16 protein-coding genes are annotated in these 21215 nt (G+C 39.5%); 15 read left to right on the top strand and 1 reads right to left on the bottom strand.

Annotated features, from left to right (window positions below):
• Nucleotides 1–178: 178 nt before the first annotated feature.
• Nucleotides 179–484, bottom strand: a complete 306-nt coding sequence (locus O3798_RS02160; RefSeq protein WP_298729369.1) for a dTDP-glucose 4,6-dehydratase — start codon at nt 482–484, stop codon at nt 179–181.
• Between the two features lie 134 nt (nt 485–618).
• Here O3798_RS02160 and O3798_RS02155 point away from each other — a divergent pair, with 134 nt between their 5' ends.
• The 15 genes from O3798_RS02155 (at nt 619) to lpdA (ending at nt 21140) form a co-directional block, all read left to right on the top strand.
• Nucleotides 619–1959 carry an MATE family efflux transporter gene (locus O3798_RS02155; RefSeq protein ID WP_371462904.1) on the top strand — a complete coding sequence of 447 codons (1341 nt, stop codon included), beginning with the start codon at nt 619–621 and terminating at the stop codon, nt 1957–1959.
• A gap of 139 nt (nt 1960–2098) precedes the next feature.
• Nucleotides 2099–3976 carry an LPXTG cell wall anchor domain-containing protein gene (locus O3798_RS02150; protein ID WP_371462902.1) on the top strand — a complete coding sequence of 626 codons (1878 nt, stop codon included), beginning with the start codon at nt 2099–2101 and terminating at the stop codon, nt 3974–3976.
• Between the two features lie 174 nt (nt 3977–4150).
• On the top strand, nt 4151–6142 hold the full coding sequence (locus O3798_RS02145) for a GbpC/Spa domain-containing protein (protein ID WP_371462900.1): 1992 nt from the start codon (nt 4151–4153) through the stop codon (nt 6140–6142).
• Nucleotides 6143–6226: 84 nt separating this feature from the next.
• Nucleotides 6227–7894 (top strand): formate--tetrahydrofolate ligase, encoded by a 1668-nt coding sequence (locus O3798_RS02140; protein WP_371462898.1) that lies wholly within the window; start codon nt 6227–6229, stop codon nt 7892–7894.
• 20 nt (nt 7895–7914) lie between these two features.
• Nucleotides 7915–9804 (top strand): ABC-F family ATP-binding cassette domain-containing protein, encoded by a 1890-nt coding sequence (locus O3798_RS02135; RefSeq protein WP_371462896.1) that lies wholly within the window; start codon nt 7915–7917, stop codon nt 9802–9804.
• 14 nt (nt 9805–9818) lie between these two features.
• Complete coding sequence (locus tag O3798_RS02130) at nt 9819–10766, top strand: thymidylate synthase (RefSeq protein ID WP_371462894.1); 948 nt, start codon at nt 9819–9821, stop codon at nt 10764–10766.
• 15 nt (nt 10767–10781) lie between these two features.
• Nucleotides 10782–11279 carry a dihydrofolate reductase gene (locus O3798_RS02125; protein ID WP_371462892.1) on the top strand — a complete coding sequence of 166 codons (498 nt, stop codon included), beginning with the start codon at nt 10782–10784 and terminating at the stop codon, nt 11277–11279.
• Entirely contained in the window at nt 11276–11932 is a 657-nt protein-coding gene (ung, locus tag O3798_RS02120; RefSeq protein ID WP_371462890.1) for a uracil-DNA glycosylase, read from the top strand. The genes O3798_RS02125 and ung overlap by 4 nt, the downstream gene beginning before the upstream one ends.
• 90 nt (nt 11933–12022) lie before the next feature.
• Nucleotides 12023–13834, top strand: coding sequence for a prealbumin-like fold domain-containing protein (locus O3798_RS02115; RefSeq protein WP_371462888.1), 1812 nt, complete (start codon nt 12023–12025; stop codon nt 13832–13834).
• A 137-nt stretch (nt 13835–13971) separates the two neighbouring features.
• Nucleotides 13972–14412 (top strand): hypothetical protein, encoded by a 441-nt coding sequence (locus O3798_RS02110; RefSeq protein WP_371445085.1) that lies wholly within the window; start codon nt 13972–13974, stop codon nt 14410–14412.
• Nucleotides 14413–14506: 94 nt separating this feature from the next.
• A complete protein-coding gene (gene dinB / locus O3798_RS02105) occupies nt 14507–15565 on the top strand; it encodes a DNA polymerase IV (RefSeq protein WP_371462887.1) in 1059 nt (352 codons plus the stop codon).
• Between the two features lie 308 nt (nt 15566–15873).
• Nucleotides 15874–16980: a pyruvate dehydrogenase (acetyl-transferring) E1 component subunit alpha gene (pdhA, locus tag O3798_RS02100; protein WP_371462884.1), complete on the top strand. Its 1107-nt coding sequence runs from the start codon at nt 15874–15876 to the stop codon at nt 16978–16980.
• 2 nt (nt 16981–16982) lie between these two features.
• Nucleotides 16983–17960: an alpha-ketoacid dehydrogenase subunit beta gene (locus O3798_RS02095; protein ID WP_371462883.1), complete on the top strand. Its 978-nt coding sequence runs from the start codon at nt 16983–16985 to the stop codon at nt 17958–17960.
• Nucleotides 17961–18041: 81 nt separating this feature from the next.
• The gene (locus O3798_RS02090; protein WP_371462882.1) at nt 18042–19655 is read left to right on the top strand and encodes a 2-oxo acid dehydrogenase subunit E2; all 1614 of its coding nucleotides are present in this window, start codon (nt 18042–18044) and stop codon (nt 19653–19655) included.
• 78 nt (nt 19656–19733) lie between these two features.
• The gene (lpdA, locus tag O3798_RS02085) at nt 19734–21140 is read left to right on the top strand and encodes a dihydrolipoyl dehydrogenase (RefSeq protein WP_371462881.1); all 1407 of its coding nucleotides are present in this window, start codon (nt 19734–19736) and stop codon (nt 21138–21140) included.
• Nucleotides 21141–21215: the final 75 nt, after the last annotated feature.

The following is a 21215-nucleotide window of genomic DNA, read 5'->3' as shown; positions in this document are numbered from 1 at the left end:
TATCATATATGATAATTTTCATGGTGCATTCAAAGTACATCCTTGAAGTTGAACTCTGTGTAGTTGAGTTCGCAAAAGCAGAGGCTCAAGCCTTTCGAGTTTAGTCCGCACGGTCTTTCTGACCGCTTACGGCTAAACTGCGAATCGTCATCGCCTCTGGACGCTTTTGCTCACATCCTCAATCTTCCCCCGGTCTCATAGGTCTCTTATACTTACTTTTTGATTCTTGTCGGATGATGGTATGTGGGGATTTGCGTCCCGCGTTTGAATTTCGAAAGAGCATTTGCATTTTTTCATCGTCGAAGAGTTCTAAGTTTTGATCGACAAAGTGACTTGCATCAGCTTTCCAATCCGAATGATAGTAATTAAATAATTCGGCCATAGCGACAGTTTTGTCGGTGGCGCTCCCTTTAAATTCAGGGTCTGTTACATCTGTTAAGTATTGTTGCATTTTTGCAATTCTATTTTTATCAAAATCTGCCATAACATTCGCCTCTTTTCAGTCCTATTTTAGCATAGAAGACGTTTTCTTAAAAGAAATTTTTCAAAACTACTGTTCATTTTCATTTGAATGTTTTATACTATTACTTGCTAATTTTTTGAAGAGGAGGGTGTCTGATGGCAAAGGATATGACAAATGGAAAACCACTAAAACTGATTTGGAATTTTACAATCCCGCTATTAATTGGGAACTTATTCCAACAATTATACAATATGGCGGATACCTTTATCGTAGGTCGTACCATTGGTGTGCAGGCGTTAGCTGCGGTTGGGTCTACTGGAAGTATTGTCTTTTTAATCATCGGATTTGCGACAGGGTTAACGGCTGGCCTTGCGATTCCATTAGCGCAACGGTTTGGTGCCAAGGATTATAAGGGCGTGAAGCATAGTTTTTATGTTTCCATTTTAATTTCGATTGCTGTAGCGATTGTATTAACTGCATTGAGTATGATTTTCTGTCGACAAATTCTAGAAATCATGCAGACACCATCCGAAATTATTGATGGAGCTTATGATTATTTAATCGTCATCTTTGGCGGTATTTTCTCCTCAATGGCTTATAATTTACTATCGAATATTTTCCGTTCGATTGGAGATGCGAAAACTCCTTTATATTTTCTAGTAATGGCGTGTGTGATGAATATTATTTTAGATATCGTCTTTATTGCTGTTTTTGGAATGGGAGTTGAAGGGGCAGGTTATGCAACGGTTCTTTCGCAAATCTTCTCAGCAGTGGCCTGCATTGTTTATATTTGGAAGAAAATTCCAGTATTGCGCTTAACGAAGGAAGACCTTGTTGCAACGAAACGAAATATAAGGGAACATTGTCGTATTTCATTCCCGATGGCTTTCCAAGCTTCGATTATTGCCATCGGAACGATTATGGTTCAAATTGCATTGAATCAGTTAGGACCGACTTCGGTTGCGGCACACACAGCAGCACAAAAGATTGACCAATTGGCGATTCTTCCCATGATGTCGTTTGGGGTCACGATGGCTACCTATTCTGCACAAAACTTCGGTGCGAAGAAATACGATCGTATTTGGCTTGGTGTGCGTGAATGTATCAAATTATCATTGACATTTGCCATTGTGGTAGGGATTATTTTAAACCTATTTAGTCCGATTCTTATTCGTGCCTTCGTAGGAGAAGGACATGAGGATGTTGTAGAGTTAGGACGACTATTCTTCCTTACAAACGGAACAACGTATAGTTTCCTTTCGCTATTATTTATTTACCGTTATACCTTACAAGGGGTGGGAAAAACATTTACACCGACCTTGGCTGGAATTATGGAACTCATTATGCGTTCTGTTGCGGCAGTGGTTCTTTCAAATATGTACGGCTTCGTCGGAGCAACTGTTGCCAACCCAATGGCGTGGTTTGGTTCGATGGTGCCTCTCATGATTGCGTATTATATCTTTAAAAACAAAGTTCAACATGGAGTAGAGCAGTAGTATAAGCTACTGTTCTTTTTTGGAAACATATGAAAATTATGAAAACAGTTTTCGAATTAAATGTGAATTATTTAGTTGAAAAATTTACAAAGTTATAGTAAAATGACTCTAACTAAAGTGTTTATGGAGGAAAGATTGGATGAAAAAAGAACAATCAATTCGTAAAATTGGAAAACTGATGTTAGCAATTTCGTCATGCGGTGTTTTGTTAACAGCATTCCAAGCGGATAAATCTGTATTTGCTGAAGATGCAACGACTACAGAAGCGACTACAGCTGCTGCAGCAACAACAGAGGCTACAACAGAATCAACAACTGCAACGACAGAAGCAACAACAGAAGCAACAACTGCGGCTCCAACGCGTGCTGCTAAAGAAGTAAATGCAAAAGTAACAGGTACGATTAAAAACCATGATATTAAGAACTATGAATACTATACAGACGTAGATATCGCTGTTTCTTTAACAGATGACGATGTGAAAGAAGGCGACTACGTAACGATTACATTGGAAAATGTAGCGGTGTTAAATTCGTTAGATGGTAAAGATGTTATTTATGAAGGAAAGAAAATTGGGACCATTAAAATTGTATCCTTCGAAAACATTAATAAAGCTCGTCAAGGTTCGAACAACAAAGCTCAAATGGAGCAAGCTGAATTGGAATCAACACGTATTACATTAAAAATTACATTTACTAATGCTGTTGAAGCGGTAAAACCTGATGTGTTGAAACAAGCACAGTTCCAAATCAAATCAGATAACGCTTATAACGGAGCTGTTATTGCGAATAAAGACTACACTTTAAATCAAGTGATTAAAGTGGGAGATTCTTCTGTAACAAGCACAGTGGATATTCCAAAAGTAGAGAAATTTGCAACTGAAACAAACTCTATTCACTTCACACCTTCGGGAAATACAATTAAGTTCAATGCAGATGGCTCATATGAAACGTCTACACAATTCCAAGTTCGTGGAAGTGAAGGAATGAAGGTTGGTTCAACTGTTGAACTAGAATTCAACGATGCTTCAGGAATTGAATGGAAAACAAGTGGTGCTGACGCAATTAAAGTTGGCGATACACATCAAGCTTATTTCATCTTACCTGTATATAGTAATTACAGCGTAAACCAATACGGTGCTTATGTGTTCCCAACAGGTGTAGAACCAAAATTCAAAGTGACTTCTGTTAGTGCAAAGAAAATTACACTTGAAATGATTTCAGGAGATGTTCCTAAAGAATTAGGTGTATTCTTTGGTGTAGGGAAAAACCGAATTAATATCATCGACAAATCTAAAATTGATATCGAAAAAATGCAGTATGATGTCTCAACAGTGGCTACAGCTACTATTGACGGTAAAGATTCTAAAGGAATCTATATCTATCGTATTATTAGTGACTCTACTAGTGCACAATTAGTATTGGATTCACTTGTGACAGATTATAAGGATATCGATACACAAGAATCAATTAAAGCAACAGACAAAGGTTGGAAAGATCCAGCAACTATCGATGGATATGAATTTGTAAGTACAGAAAAAGACCGTGAAGGAAATCGTATCCACTGGTATAGAAAGATTTCTCAACCAACAACAACTGAAGAAACAACAGAAGAAACTACTGAAGTAACAACAACTACTACTACAACTGAAGAAACAACAGAAGAAACTACTGAAGTAACAACAACTACTACTACAACTGAAGAAACAACAGAAGAAACTACTGAAGTAACAACAACAACAACTACAACTGAAGAAACAACAGAAGAAACTACTGAAGTAACAACAACAACTACTACAACTGAAGAAACAACAGAAGAAACTACTGAAGTAACAACAACAACAACTACAACTGAAGAAACAACAGAAGAAACTGCTGAAGTAACAACAACTACTACTACTCCAGAAGAACCAAAACAAAAAGAATTACCAAATACTGGGGTTGCAACAACTGCGATCACAACTGGTTTAGCAACATTATTTGCTGGTCTTGGTTTAGCTGTTTCTAAAAAGAAAAAATAATTTAAATGATTAAAGTCGTATGGCAATGCCATACGGCTTTTTTGTTGTGGTAGAGAGGCTTAAGGTGACTTAAGAAGATTTTGTGAAAACTAAGGAAAACAAATGAAAAAGAGTTGAAAATAAATTGTTTCAGGTGTATGATTAAGTCAATTATTTCATTAAAGGGGAAAATTTATGTTTAAACATCAATCGACAACAGTTGGGTATAAAAAATCAAAAGCATTTGGGTTATGTGGCTTTGTGGCAACAGCTAGTGTGTTCTTATTTGTAAGCAGTGTTTTCACTGCAGATACGGTTTCGGCTGATGAAGTGGTTGCTGCAGAGGAAACTCTCGCGACAACAACGAAAGCTATTGAGAATTCAGATGCGTTGAAGACAGCCATCGACAATGCAAAAGCAGAAGGTGTAACCGTTAATGAAAGTTCAGAAACGATTACGAATTTAAATGAAGAACAAGTCAAAGCAGCTCAAGACGAAAAAGCAGCTGAGATTGAACAAGTCACTAATAAATATAAAGAAGATAAAGCAAAATACGCCGAAGAGAAGAAGCAATACGACGAAGATTTAAAAGAATATAATATTAAAAAAGCTCAATACGACGAAAAGAAAGCCGCATACGAAGAATACCAAAAGCAAATTGCGAACGGTACAGATGCGGGGGTCATTAATACATTACAAGAATTAGCGTTAAAGACTGAACCAGATGCGCATACGGTTGTGAGTGGAGATGTCAACTATCTCACACAAGCAGGGGTGGATGCCTTAAACCAATCAGACTACTTAGCTCGATTTGATGGAGACAAAGTAAAAGACGAGTATTTGACAACAACGAATCCGTATTCAGATACAGATGACGCTTGGGTGGCGCTCGAGGTCGGTAAAACTATGACTGTGACAAGCACAAATCTATCCAATTCACGCTTTAAAGACACAGCCATCGCTAAAATCGTCCGTGAATTTACAGTTACAAGTGCGCCTGGTAATTCAGGAAAAATCATTGCGAATGTGTATCGTGATCCAGCTAAAACGATTGTAGTGGGAGATAGCACGGATTCAGCTAACCCATTAACGATTAATGTTGTGGATCATTACTATTATGCTGACGGAAATGAAGTCCAAGCAGTCTACGATGGAAATTCAATTATTGCTGTAAACAGTTTGAACCACTACAACGGCATTCGTTATACAGAAAACGGTGAAACAAAATGGGCTTGGGATGATACAAAGCATATTGAAAAAATGAGTGTTGGAAGCAACAAATTTATTCCAATTCCAGGTTCTTCTGTAAGTGAACAAAATGGTGAAATCTATTCAGTGAACGACAACCAATACTTAGAACATGGCTCAAAATTCAACGGGAATGACATGGGTAATGTAAAAGGTTGGGACGATGAAACAGCACCAAACTTCTATTGGGGAAGTGGAGCGCTTCGTCTGTACGATAATCACTACACGTTCTCAGTACAAGGAAACTCAGTAGGGCTTAATACAGTTTATTGGTTTGCGATTAATACGAATATTGCGTTTCCTCAACCACCAGGGGAAGAACCAGTGAAACCAAGTGAGCCAACTGAACCAGAAGCTCCAAGTGTAACGGTAAATAAATATGCGATTATTTCAGCACTTCCTGTAGAGCCTACGACTCCAGAAGAGTTAGAAACATTGACATACGGAAATGTTATCGTGAAGTATCAAGATGAAGAGGGAAATACCCTGAAAGAAGATCGTGAAGATACTCCTGCATCTCTTGTCGATACGGAATATAACACGAATGAAGAAGGAGAAAATCCAGGAACGATTGTGAAAGATGGCGTGACATATCAACTTGTTCGTCATGAAGGTGAAGAAACTGGTAAAGTCATCGAAGGAACAATTGTCGTAACTTATATTTATAAACCAGTCACACCAGAAACTCCAGAAGTTCCAACAACTCCAGAAGTACCTGTGACACCGGAAGTTCCGGCAACTCCAGAAGTACCTGTGACACCGGAAGTTCCGGCAACTCCAGAAGTACCTGTGACACCGGAAGTTCCGGCAACTCCAGCACCACAACTTCCAAATACAGGGACAGCGGACTCACTATTAGGTACAGCAGCTGCATTCTTACTTAGCGGTTTTGGTGTGTTAGGATTCAAGAAAAAAGAAGATTATAATAATAAGAGATGAATGAGGATGATGTTGCATCCTCATTCTTTTTTTGCGTTAAATTATGGTATAATAAAACGAATATGCATGAAGCGAGGTGACGTCATGAAAACAGATATTGAAATTGCACAAGAAAACCAAATGCAACCTATTTCGGTGATTGCCGAGAAACTCAATTTAACTCCTGAAGAAGTAGAGCCTTATGGAAAATACAAGGCAAAGATTGATAAGAATGACATTCATAACCCAGAGAATTTTGGGAAACTCATTTTAGTCACATCGATGAACCCGACTCCTGCTGGTGAAGGTAAGTCTACGGTAACAGTGGGGTTAGGAGACGCACTAACGGCTATTGGAAAGAAAACAGCGATTGCGCTGCGTGAACCATCTCTAGGACCGACTCTTGGACTTAAAGGTGGAGCAACAGGTGGAGGATATGCGCAAGTCGTTCCGATGGAAGAAATCAACTTGCATTTCACAGGGGACATGCACGCCTTAACGACGGCGACAAATCTATTGTCTGCAATCATTGACAATCACATTCACCAAGGAAATGAGCTACAAATCGATACAAGCCGCATTTTGTGGAAACGAGCGCTCGATTTGAATGACCGTTCGTTACGCCAAATTGAAATTGGACTTGGTGGTCCGATAAATGGGGTGCCTCGCAAGGACGGTTTTGATATTACGGTTGCAACCGAAATGATGGCGGTGCTTTGTTTAGCGAGTGACTTAAAAGACTTGCAACGTCGTGTATCGCAAATTTTAGTGGCGTTTGATGTGAATGGGAAACCAGTGACAGTAGCTGATTTACAAGTTGAAGGAGCTATTACGGCCCTTATGAAAGAAGCCGTGAAGCCAAACCTTGTTCAAACTTTAGAAGAAACGCCAGCCATTGTTCATGGCGGACCATTTGCCAATATTGCACATGGATGTAATAGTGTTATCGCTACGAAAATGGCCTTAACTTTGGCAGATTATACGGTCACAGAAGCAGGTTTTGGGGCCGACCTAGGTGCTCAGAAGTTTCTGGATATTAAGGTGCCGGTTCTTGGAAAGAGTCCAGATGCAGTCGTAGTGGTAGCAACCATTCGTTCAACGAAGATGCATGGCGGATTATCTCTTGAAGAATTAGCACTAGGAGAATCGCTTGAGGCGGTTCGCGAAGGATTTAAGAACGTAGCGAAACATATTGAGAATGTTCAACAGTATGGTTTACCTGTAGTGGTAGCGCTGAATGAATTTGTATCAGATACAAAAGCAGAACAAGAACTCTTTGCATCGCTTTGTCAGGAGTTTGGAGTTCCTTGTATCATGACTGCGGTATGGGAAAAAGGTTCCAAGGGCGGTATTGAATTAGCACAGAAAGTTGTTGAACTCTGTGAAAGTGGCAAAGCTGCTTTTCATCCAACTTATAAAGAGACTCAACCGATTCAAGAAAAAATCGATGCAGTCGCTAAGAATATTTATGGAGCCATGAAGGTGAACTATACACCTGAAGCATTAGAACAATTGAAAGAGATTGAAGAGGCTGGATGGAATCATTTAAATGTATGCATTGCAAAAACACCGTATTCATTCTCAGACAACGCCAAGTTAAAAGGGCGTCCAGAAAACTTTGAAATCACGATTCGTTCATTGATTCCAAAACTAGGTGCTGGATTTATTGTCGCATTAACGGGAACAGTTTTAACGATGCCGGGACTTCCTAAAGTTCCAGCAGCACTTGGAATTAGTGTTGATGACAATGGGAAAATTCAAGGGTTATATTAAGAGACTTGAAAGGAGTTTGCATGAAAGATTTTAGAGTCGATCATTTGAAAAAATCTTATGGTGCGAAATCATTATTAGAAGACGTGTCCTTTATTATTAATGAAGGAGAACACGTGGGGTTAATCGGTCAAAATGGGACTGGTAAGAGTACATTATTATCCATTCTAGCAGGGGTTGATTTTGCCGAATCAGGTGACATCACAACGTCTAACGATTACAGAATTGGATACTTATCGCAGCAACCAGAATTAGATGACGAAGATACAATTTTTGAGGCCTTATATAAAGGAGACCATCCAACATTAAAAGTCGTTCATGACTTTGAAGAAGTGGTGGAACAATTACGTGAAAATCCGACTTCAGAAAGCCTCACAAAACGATACAGCGTCTTAGAGCAAAAGATGAATGAAATCGATGGATGGCAAGTGGAAGTTCAAATTAAGACCATTCTTCAAAAGATGGGACTAACGGATATCCAGAAAGAAGTGGGCACACTCTCTGGTGGTCAGAAGAAACGTGTGGGACTTGCAAAAGTATTGATGGAAGAACCGGATTTACTATTGCTCGATGAACCAACGAACCACTTAGACTTAGAAGCCATCGAATGGTTAGAAGGGTATTTAGCCAATTACAAAGGTGCGATGATGCTCGTGACTCACGACCGTTACTTCTTAGAACGTGCGGTAACGCATATGTTTGAACTAGTGAATGGACGAATCGAAGCTTACGAAGGAAATTATGAATCGTATCTAGAACAACGAAGCCAAAGAGAACAAATCGCGGCACGCATGAGTCAGAAACAAAAAAGATTATATTTAAGTGAACTAGAATGGATGCGTCAAGGAGCACAGGCTCGTTCAACGAAGCAACAGGCTCGAATTCATCGTTTTGAAGCCTTAGAAAAAGAAGTGAAGCAGACGACTTCAAACGACAAGCTAGTGATGGAATTCGACCAAGCGCGTATCGGAAAACGTGTCTTCCAAATGGAAGATGTAAGTCTTTCGATTAATGGGCAATCCATCGTGAAGAATCTTGATTGGATTATTCAAAGTCAAGCGCGTATCGGGATTGCTGGGGTGAATGGTGTTGGAAAATCAACCTTCTTAAATGCCATTGCCGGCCAGATTCCATTTGATAGTGGCCAATTTGTTGTCGGTGAGACCGTTCGAATCGCGTACTATAAACAACAAGATGAAGATATTCCAATGGATAAACAGCTAATCCAATATTTACGAGAAGAAGCGGAAGAGATTAAACGTGAAAACGGAGAAGTAGCATCGATTTCAGAATTACTCGAGACCTTCTTATTCCCAAGACATTTACATGGAGCGTATATCCATACCTTGTCTGGGGGAGAGAGAAGACGACTCTACTTACTTCGCTTATTAATGACAAAACCAAATGTGTTATTATTAGACGAACCAACCAACGATTTGGATATCGATACATTAACCGTACTCGAAGACTTCTTAGAGTCATTTAATGGAGCGGTTCTTATTGTATCCCATGACCGTTACTTCTTAGATAAGACGGTCGAGCAATTATTTGTTATCCGAGGAAATGGACAAACTGAACTCTTCTATGGCTCGATGAGTGAGTATTTAGAACAAGAAAAATCACTAGCAAAAGTTGCAGTGGAAGCTCCTAAGGCGGAAGCACAAAAAGTGGAGGCACCAAAAGTTGCTCCGGCTAAGAAGATGACGTATCAAGAGAAGAAGGAATGGGAGACGATTGAAGGAACCATTCAAGAACTCGAAGAAAAACTGGAATTCTTGCAAGAGGAAATGAGTGTCCATGCACAAGATTTTGCTAAACTTCAAGAATTACAAGAGGAACTAGACAAGACGGAAGAAGCGGCAAGTGCAGCTTACGAACGTTGGGAATATTTAGCAGAATTAGCAGGGAATTAAAGAAAGGAACAGATATGACGAAACAATATAAAGACTTACTAAGAAAGATTTTAGAAGAAGGAACAACAAAAACTGACCGTACTGGTACGGGTACAAAGAGTGTGTTCGGATACCAAATGCGTTTTGACTTACAAAAGGGATTTCCACTGTTGACAACAAAACGTGTGGCGTTCGGTTTAATTAAGAGCGAATTGTTATGGTTCTTGCACGGCGATACGAATATCAAATACTTATTAGAACACAACAACCACATCTGGGACGAATGGGCGTTTGAGCGTTATGTTTCTTCTCCAAAATATACTGGTCCTGATATGACAGACTTTGGACGTCGTTGCTTAGAAGACGAAGCGTTCAACGAAGTATACCAAGAAGTGAAGAAAGACTTCTGTGAGAAAATCTTAACGGATGATGCTTTTGCGGTTGAATTCGGTGAACTTGGAAATATTTATGGTTCCCAATGGCGTCACTGGAAAACAACAAAAGGGGAAACGATTGACCAAATCGCAGACTTACTCAACTTATTGAAGAATTCTCCAGATTCACGTCGTATGATTGTTTCAGCATGGAATCCAGAAGATGTGCCTAGCATGGCGCTTCCTCCATGCCACACAATGTTCCAATTCTATGTGGCTGATGGTAAATTAAGCTGCCAATTATACCAACGTAGTGCGGATGTGTTCCTAGGAGTGCCGTTCAATATTGCAAGTTACGCTTTATTAACACATTTAATCGCAAATGAAGTAGGCTTAGAAGTTGGTGAATTCGTTCATACATTAGGCGATGCGCATATTTACTTAAACCATATGGAACAAGTAGAAACGCAATTAGCGCGTGAAGAAAGAGAATTGCCAACACTCGTATTAAAACATCCTGAAAAATCAATGTTTGATATCGATGTTGATGATGTAATTGTAGAAGGATATAATCCGCATCCAACGATTAAAGCACCGATTGCCGTGTAATACTGGAGGAGACAGATGTTAATTTATATTTGGGCTCAAGATGAACAAGGACTTGTTGGAAAAGACAACACGCTTCCTTGGCGATTGCCGAATGATTTGAAATTCTTTAAAGAAGTAACGATGGGACAAACCATCCTTATGGGACGTAAAACGTTCGAAGGGATGGGGAGTCGCTTGCTTCCAGGACGTCAAACTGTTCTTTTAACAAGAAGCAACGATTATGAAGTACCAGGTGCTGAAGTCGTTACTGATATTGATGCGATTATCGAAGATTCCAAACACGAGGATATTTATGTGTGTGGTGGTGCAGAAGTCTACCGTCTTCTAAAAGACCATGTGGAGCTTTTATATTGCACACGAATACATCATACATTTGAAGGGGATACGTATTTCCCAACCGATTTTCCATGGGGCGATTTCGTGAAAGTGAAGTCACTCGAAGGTGAAGTGGATGAAAAAAATGTCTACCCACATACGTTTGAAATCTACGAGAGAAAAGAGGATACTCTATGACAACGTGGCATGATGTTATTGGTGAGGAGAAGAAAAAAGAGTATTTCCATGCAGTACGTGCCTTTGAACAAAGCGAGCGAAATCATCACAAAGTATTTCCTGCTGCAGAGAATGTCTTTAAGGCCTTGGAACTGACACCATTTGATAACGTGAAAGTGGTGATTCTTGGTCAAGATCCTTATCATGGCGATAACCAAGCACATGGTCTAAGTTTCTCCGTGCAAAAAGGAATCGCCTTGCCACCTTCATTACTCAATATTTATAAGGAACTTGAAAGCGACCTTGGCATTCCTGTTGCAAAGAGTGGGGATTTAACCGCTTGGGCAAAGCAAGGCGTGTTGCTTTTGAACACAGTATTGACAGTTCGTGCACATGAGGCGAATAGTCATCGTGGTCAAGGTTGGGAAACTTTTACCGATGCAGTCATTACTTCTCTTAATCAAAGTGATCATCCAATCGTCTTTGTATTGTGGGGGAAACCAGCACAATCAAAAGAAAAGCTGATTACTAATCCCAATCATTTGATTTTAAAGGCGCCACATCCAAGCCCGCTGTCGTCATACCGCGGATTCTTTGGAAGCAAACCTTTTAGTCAAATTAATGAATTTTTAAAGAAAACAGGTCAACAACCAATTGATTGGCGTGTAGAGTAAGTGGAATATGCCCACTTGCTCTATTTTTTTGCCTTTAGTATGAAGTTTGTGGTACCATAGTGAAAACGGTTAAAAGAAAGAAGGGTTTTTATGAAGAAAAAGAGTAAATGGTTTGGTTTGTTCGCAACTTTATTGGTGATTTTATCATTGGTGTTTTTAGGAAACACTTCAGCAAAAGCAGCTGAAGGAAAAGAGCTTCAAAACGTAATTTCAGGATTAGAACTTCTTGATCAATCGGATACAAAATTAAGTCCAGATGCAAATGGAGTCTATCAAATCCTTACAAATAGAGCCTATAAATTAAGAGCGGTATTTGACTTAGAGCATTACAATGGAGATATTCAAAATGGTGATTTCTTTAAATTAGAGGTTCCGGCTGAGATTACTTTCTATGATAATCATGACGTGGAATTAGTTGATTTAGCAACGAATGTACCAATTGCGGATGCACATTTTGAAGGCCATGGAGATAACCAAGGTGGGACGATTACAGTCACACTGAAGAACCTTGACCAATATTTAGCAGCAAAAGGTGCGGATACAGTCAAAGAGGTCAAAGGAACTTTGGCGCTAAACTTCTTATATAAGAAGAATGTTTCGAACCAACCCGTAACATTTGATTCACCTTCAATGAAGACAACAATTACGCAAACGCATAATGTCCAAACTCTTTCAAATGAAACAGATTCAATTGGTAAAGAAAACTTTGCAAAAATTGGTGGGCAAGCAGCTAATAAAGCTTGGACATCAGCAAAATTAGAAGCTGCAGGTTCAAAAGGTTCTGGCCAATACGTTTCAGAATGGAAAGTACGTGTAAACACGAGTGGAGATAACTTAGGGGAAAACTTAGTATTAACTGATACATTGCCAAGTGACCCATCTACTGCTTCGATTCAATATATTCCTGAATCATTAGTCGTGTACAATGCACCTTCAATGAACGAAACAACATCTGGTAAAGAATCGGATTTCGTACAATTAGTAGAAGGAACTGACTACACAGTAAACTGGAATGAAAACTATACGAACTTTACAATCACATTCAAAGATGGAACTAAAAAATACTATGTCACTTATGACACAACAACTCCAAATGATGGAAGTAAAGTTCAAAATATGGTTTCTGTAGCAAAAGCAGACGGTACACCTGTCACTCGTCGTACAAATACGACTGAAACAACATTCACAGCAAGTGCAACTTCACTCTTCTCAGGTACAATCGAAGCAACGAGTGCTTACACAGTTAAAGTGAGCAAAGTAGACGAGAAAACATTGAATCCTGTTCAAGGTGCTGTATATGTCATTACAGATCCAGATGGAAATACAGTTGAAGTGACTACTGACGAAGAAGGTCATGCGGTTTCATCACAATTCGATGAAAAATATGCTGGTAAAGAATTCAAGATTAAAGAGAAAACTGCTCCAGAAGGTTACGAATTAGATGAAACTGAATATACAGTAACTCTTGGTAAAGATGGAAGCATCTTACATGTGAAAGATACTCCTAAAGAGGAAGAAACAACTACAACGACAACAACTACTACCTCTACAGAGGAAGAAACAACTACAACGACAACAACAACTACCTCTACAGAGGAAGAAACAACTACAACGACAACAACAACTACCTCTACAGAGGAAGAAACAACTACAACGACAACAACAACTACCTCTACAGAGGAAGAAACAAATACAACGGCAACAACAACTACCTCTACAACAGAAGAAACAACAGTTACAACAGTTGAAGAAACTTCAACAACTGTAACTGAAGAACTTCCAAACACAGGTACTGGCAACCAAACAATCTATATGGTGATTGGTGCACTTTTAGTAGTTGCAGCAGTTGGAGTGTTAGTATTCGCTAAGAAAAAAGATTCTGACGAAGAAAGCAAAAATTAATTTAAATAAGTAAGACTGGCAGGTTCTCTGTCAGTCTTTTTTTATTTCCAAAATGAATAAGAAAATGAATGATTGAAGTCCGCTTTTAGGAGGAGTACAATAGAAGTAGATAGAAGAGTTGAAATGGAGGGATAATGATGAAAAAACTGATGTTGATTTACTATAATATCGTCGCTGTTTTAACCATTCTCTATTTAGTGCTAACAGCAACCTTAATGAACTTAGGGAATGCTTTTATTACAACTCAAGGATGGCATGTTGTCATTCTCAGTATACTGATTTTAGTCATTGTATTTGGAATGGAATTTGCGAAGAAGAAATTCCCGGATGATTTCTTTGAATTTATTATTGAAAATGCGGGGCTACTTTGTATCGCATGGCTTACATTAGTCGTTCGAGCGTTTGGTGTTACTGTTTTAAAATACGCAACAGATTTAGCACTTGATGAATGGATGCAGCAAGTCATCCAACGAGCAGGCGTTGTGCAGATAGTCATCTTTGCCATCACAAATGGAATCGTGGTTGCAAAAATCATTCGCTATTTTGCAAGAAAAAGATTCATAGCAAACAATGAATAGACGCAAGCGGAGTGCCAATGTGCATTCCGTTTTTATTTTTCATCAAAAATCGATAAGATAGAGAAGAAACGTTGATAGAAAGAGAGGGAAATCGATGCGGAAAATTTTACATGTAGATATGGATGCGTTTTTCGCATCGGTGGAACAAAGGGACCATCCTGAGTGGAGAGGAAAGCCTGTGATTGTCGGTGGGAAACCTAACCAAAGAGGTGTTGTGTCTACTTGTTCATATGAGGCGAGAGCTTTTGGCGTGCGTTCTGCGATGCCTACAGTAAAAGCCATGAAACTCTGCCCACAAGCCATACTCACGCCTGGGCGATATCAGTTATATAAAGAAGTTTCTGCTCAGGTGCATGAAGTGTTTCGAACCTACACAGATTTAATCGAGCCACTCTCGATTGATGAAGCCTATTTAGATGTCACAGATAATAAAAAAGGGATGACGTCTGCAACCATAATTGCACACGCGATTCAAAAGGATGTCTATGAAAAAACAGGACTCACTTGTTCCGTTGGCGTGTCCTTTAATAAGTTTCTCGCGAAAATGGCATCAGGCTATCATAAGCCTTCTGGAGTGACCGTCATTACACCTGAAAATGCTAAAGAGTTTATTCGAACAATTCCTATTGAAGATTTCTATGGAGTTGGAAAAGTGAGCGCAGAGAAATTGAAACAAGCGGGTATTCTAACAGGAGAAGATCTCTTTCCATTGTCTAAGGAAGAACTGGAGAAGAAGTTTGGCACTCTTGGTCCACGATTGTACTTGCAAGTACGAGGGGAGTCAAATGACCAACTGACGCTTCACAGGGAACGTAAATCCATCGGGACAGAGCGAACCTTAATAAAGGATACGACCGACCATGGTATTCTAACGGGATACTTGGAGGAGTTTTCAGAAGAATTAGAACGGATGTTGAAGAAGAGAAGTCTTGCCGCAAGAACCGTCACGCTTAAATTAAGAGATTTGGAATTTAATACAATGACGAAGAGTGTTACAATGCGTGATTATTTGAATAAACAGGAGGAAATCTATTCGATTGCACTTCAGCTTTTTGAAGAAATGATGCAAGAACGCCCGATAAGACTGATAGGACTCACCGTTTCGCATCTGGAAAATACAAATAGACTATATAAACAATTAAAACTGTTTTAAAATATTAGTACAGTTTTCACCAACAGACTAGTACAGTTTCATTGTGAAAATTAAGAATTCATTTACTGAAAAAACGTGAAAACAGAAAATTGAATGAACAAATCAGAATAAAAGAAGACTTTATTTAGCGTAAGATAGTGGTAGTTTTTTCACAAAGTTTACAAAAACGCTCCATAAAGTCTTCTTTGCTTGCATATTTCACAAAAGTTTGTTAAATTATTATACGATAGCAGAGGGAATAGTACAGTTTTAACCACCTGTTTTGTCTGTTAAGCACAATTTCTTATAGAAAAGGGGAAAAAAGAAGTATGGCAACGAAGAAAAAATTCAATCTCGATGCACTTTTCACACCAAGTAACACGAACTTCGAAATGGTTCAAGTGTTAGACGCAGAAGGAAAAGTTGTAAATCCTGACTTAGTACCAGATTTATCTGACGATGAGTTAGTTCAATTAATGACTGACATGGTATGGTCACGTATTTTACACGAACGTTCAACTGCATTAAACCGTCAAGGACGTTTAGGTTTCTACGCTCCAACAGCTGGACAAGAAGCATCTCAATTAGCTTCTATCAAAGCTTTTGAAAAAGACGACGTTCTATTACCAGGTTACCGTGATGTACCTCAATTAGTAAAACACGGTTTACCATTATCACAAGCATTCTTATGGTCTCGTGGACATGTTGCAGGTAACATGTACCCAGAATCATTAAAAGCTTTACCACCACAAATCATCATTGGTGCTCAATATGTTCAAGCAGCCGGTGTTGCTTTAGGTCTTAAAAAACGTGGTAAGAAAAATGTTGCAGTGACTTATACTGGTGATGGAGGATCTTCACAAGGGGACTTCTATGAAGGTATTAACTACGCTGGTGCATACCAAGCTCCTGCAGTATTCTTCATTCAAAATAACGGTTGGGCAATTTCAACTCCTCGTGAGTTACAAACAGCTGCTCCAACATTAGCTCAAAAAGCAGTTGCTGCTGGTATCCCTGGTATCCAAGTGGATGGTATGGACCCATTAGCAGTTTACGCTGTAACTAAAAAAGCTCGTGAATACGCAGTTGCTGGAAACGGTCCTGTGTTAATCGAAACAATCTGCTTCCGTTATGGTCCTCATACATTATCAGGTGACGACCCAACTCGTTACCAACCAGAAGGAATTCAAGATGAATGGGCTAAGAAAGATCCATTAATTCGTTTCCGTAACTACCTAACAGCTAAAGGCTTATGGTCAGAAGAAAAAGAAAACGAAGTAATTGAAGCAACTAAAGAAGAAATCAAAGAAGCGATTAAAGAGGCTGACAAACAACCTAAACAAAAAGTTTCATTCTTCTTAGAAACAATGTTTGAAGAACCAACAAACGTTATTAAAGAACAAATCGAATACTTTAAAGCAAAGGAGAATAAATAATTATGGCACAAATGACAATGATTCAAGCCATTACTGATGCTTTGGCTGTCGAATTAAAACGTGATGAAAATGTCCTAATTTTCGGGGAAGACGTTGGTAAAAACGGTGGGGTTTTCCGTGCAACTCAAGGGCTTCAAGATGAATTCGGTGAAGACCGCGTGTTCAACACTCCTTTAGCAGAATCTGGTATCGGTGGTTTAGCAATCGGTTTAGCTTTAGAAGGTTACCGTCCAGTTCCTGAAATCCAATTCTTCGGATTCGTATTCGAAGTAATGGATAGCGTGGTAGCTCAAGCAGCTCGTACACGTTACCGTATGGGTGGAACTCGTAACATGCCAATCGTATTCCGTTCACCATTTGGTGGTGGGGTACACACACCTGAATTACACTCAGATAACTTAGAAGGTTTAGTAGCTCAATCTCCAGGTTTGAAAGTGGTTATCCCTTCAAACCCATACGATGCAAAAGGATTATTAATTTCAGCTATTCGTGACAACGATCCAGTTGTTTACTTAGAACACATGAAATTATACCGTTCATTCCGTGAAGAAGTTCCAGAAGGAGAATACACAGTTCCTCTAGGAGTAGCTGCAGTAACTCGTGAAGGTAAAGACGTATCTGTAATTACTTACGGTGCAATGGTTCGTGAAGCTGTTAAAGCTGCTGAAAACTTAGAAAAAGAAGGAATCTCAGTAGAAGTTATCGACTTACGTACTGTTTCTCCATTAGACTTAGACACAATCTTAGCTTCAGTTGAAAAAACTGGTCGCGTAGTTGTTGTTCAAGAAGCACAACGTCAAGCTGGTATCGGCGCAATGGTAATGTCTGAAATTTCTGAACGTGCAATCTTAAGTTTAGAAGCTCCAATCGGACGTGTTGCAGCTCCAGATACAATCTTCCCATTTGGTCAAGCAGAAAACGACTGGTTACCAAATGCTAGCGATATTGAAGCTAAAGTTCGCGAAACAGTGAACTTCTAATTCAACAATTTTCATTCTAAAGAGCCTCTCGCATGAGTGTGCTCTTTAGAGTTTTATAAAAATAAGAAGGGATGTACAAGCATGGCTTTCCAATTTAAAATGCCTGATATCGGTGAAGGTATCGCAGAAGGCGAAATCGTAAAAATCGACATTAAAGTCGGAGATACAATTCAAGAAGATGATATTTTATTCGAAGTACAAAACGACAAATCTGTAGAAGAAATTCCTTCTCCAGTAAGTGGTAAAGTATTAGAAGTTAAAGTTCAAGAAGGTACAGTAGCTCGCGTAGGCGACGTTATCGTTGTTATCGACGATGGTTCTGGCCCAGCAGAAGCATCTGCACCAGCAGCGGCTCCAGCGGCAGCACCTGCACCAGCTGCACCAGCAGCATCAAGCACTTTCCAATTCAAATTACCTGACATCGGTGAAGGAATTGCAGAAGGTGAAATCGTTAAAATCGACATCAAAGTAGGCGACAAGATTGCTGAAGATGACATTTTATTCGAAGTACAAAACGACAAATCTGTAGAAGAAATTCCTTCTCCAGTATCTGGAACTGTAACAGCAGTTTTAGTATCTGAAGGAACAGTAGCTCACGTTGGTGATGTTATCGTTGAAATCGCAACAGAAGGCGGTTCTCACGCACCTGCAGCAGCGGCTCCAGCAGCACCTGCAGCTCCAGCACCAGCAGCAGCTCCAGCGGCACCTGCAGCTCCAACAGGAGTTCCTGCAGCAAGCAACCCTGGTAAATTAGTATTAGCGATGCCTTCAGTTCGTCAATACGCACGTGAAAAAGGCGTTGATATTACAGCAGTAGTTCCAACTGGTAAAGGTGGACGCGTAACTCGTGAAGACATCGATAACTTCGGTGGCGCACCAGTAGCAGCTCCAGCAGCTCCAGCAGCAGTAGAAGCTCCTGCAGCAGCTCCAGCTCAAGCATCTACACCAGTAGCGGCTCCAGCTCCAGCTAAACCATTCGTTGGATCAGCAGAACGTGAAGAACGCGTTAAATTAACTCCAATGCGTAAAGCAATCTCTAAAGCAATGGTTAACAGCAAACACACTGCACCACACGTTACATTACATGACCAAGTTGAAGTTTCTAAACTTTGGGATCACCGTAAGAAATTCAAAGATGTTGCAGCTGCACAAGGTACTAAATTAACATTCTTACCTTACGTTGTTAAAGCTTTAGCAGTAGCAATGAAGAAATTCCCAGTATTGAATGCTTCTATCGACGATGCATCTCAAGAAATTGTTTACAAAAACTACATCAATATCGGTATCGCTACAGATACAGATTTAGGTTTATTCGTTCCAAATATCAAAGATGCGAACACTAAGAGCATGTTCGGTATTGCAGATGAAATTAACGCATTAGCTGCAAAAGCTCATGAAGGTAAATTAACAGCTGCAGAAATGGGACAAGGAACAATTACAATCTCTAACATCGGTTCAGTAGGTGGCGGTTGGTTCACTCCAGTTATCAACTACCCTGAAGTTGCGATTTTAGGTGTTGGTACAATCGTTCGCGAACCAGTAATCAACGAAAACGATGAAATCGTAATCGGACGTAACATGAAATTATCATTAAGCTTTGACCACCGTATCGTGGACGGCGCAACTGCTCAAAAAGCTATGAACGAAATCAAACGTCTATTAAACGATCCAGAATTATTATTAATGGAAGCTTAATTCATTAAACTGTTAGGAACGACGTAGACACGTGTTTACGTCGGTTCCTTATTTGAAAACTTTTAAGAGGTGAAAAAAATGGTAGTAGGCGATTTCGCTATTGAACTAGATACAGTCGTAATCGGTGCCGGCCCTGGTGGATATGTTGCAGCTATTCGTGCAGCACAAGAAGGTCAAAAAGTTGCAATTATCGAGAAAGAATATATTGGTGGTGTCTGCTTAAACGTTGGATGTATTCCTTCTAAAGCATTGATTGCTGCTGGACATCATTACCAAGAAGCACAACACTCAGAAGTATTTGGTGTGACTGCTAAAGAAGTTGTTTTAGACTTCGCTAAAACTCAAGAATGGAAAGATAACCAAGTTGTTAAGAAATTAACTGCTGGTGTTGAGTACTTATTAAAGAAAAACAAAGTTGAAATCATTCGTGGAGAAGCTTTCTTAGTAGACGAACACACTTTACGTGTTGTTACTGAAGACAGCGCTCAAACATACTCATTCAACCACGCTATCGTAGCTACTGGTAGCCGTCCAATCGAAATCAAAGGTTTCAAATTTGGCGGACGCGTTATCGATTCAACAGGTGGTTTAGGTCTTAAAGAAGTTCCTAAAAAATTAGTTGTTATCGGTGGTGGAGTTATCGGTTCAGAATTAGGTTCAGCATACGCTAACTTAGGTTCAGAAGTGACAATCCTTGAAGGTGCTCCAAGCATTCTTTCAATGTTTGACAAAGACATGGTTAAACTTGTTGAAGATAACATGGCTAAAAAAGGTGTTACTATCGTAACAAACGCAATGGCTAAAGAAGCTGTTGACAATGGTGATAGCGTAACTGTTAAGTACACAGTTGACGGCAAAGAAGAAGCTGTTGAAGCTGACTACGTAATGGTTGCTGTAGGTCGCCGTCCTAACACTGATGAATTAGGTTTAGACGTTGCTGGTGTTGAAATGACTGAACGTGGTTTAGTGAAAGTTGACAACCAAGGACGTACAAACGTTAAATCAATCTTTGCAATCGGTGATATCGTTCCTGGACCAGCTTTAGCTCACAAAGCAAGCTACGAAGGAAAAATCGCTGCAGAAGCAATCTCAGGTAAAGCAGTTGCTGTTGACTACCGTGCAATGCCATCTGTTGCCTTCACTGATCCAGAATTAGCTTCAGTTGGTTACACTCAACAACAAGCTAAAGATGCTGGTTTACAAGTAAAAGCTTCTAAATTCCCATTATCAGGAAATGGTCGTGCATTATCATTGAACGCTACAGAAGGTTTCGTTCGTTTAATCACTACTAAAGAAGATAACGTAATCGTTGGTGCACAAGTTGCCGGCGTGAACGCTTCAGACATTATTGCTGAATTAGGTTTAGCAGTTGAAGCTGGAATGAATGCGGAAGATATCGCATTAACAATCCACTCACATCCATCATTATCAGAAGTAGTTATGGATACTGCTGAATTAGCATTAGGTATGCCAATTCACGTATAATTCTAAAGAATACGACAGAGGACTCGAGTTTTCGAGTCCTTTTTTGTTTTAATCAAAGGAAAGATGTTATTGTTT

It is taken from the genome of Granulicatella sp. 20925_1_45, assembly GCF_041433555.1.
Taxonomy (GTDB): domain Bacteria; phylum Bacillota; class Bacilli; order Lactobacillales; family Aerococcaceae; genus Granulicatella.
Note: the sequence above shows the minus strand (reverse complement) of the source record. Positions and strands in the feature narration are given on the sequence as shown.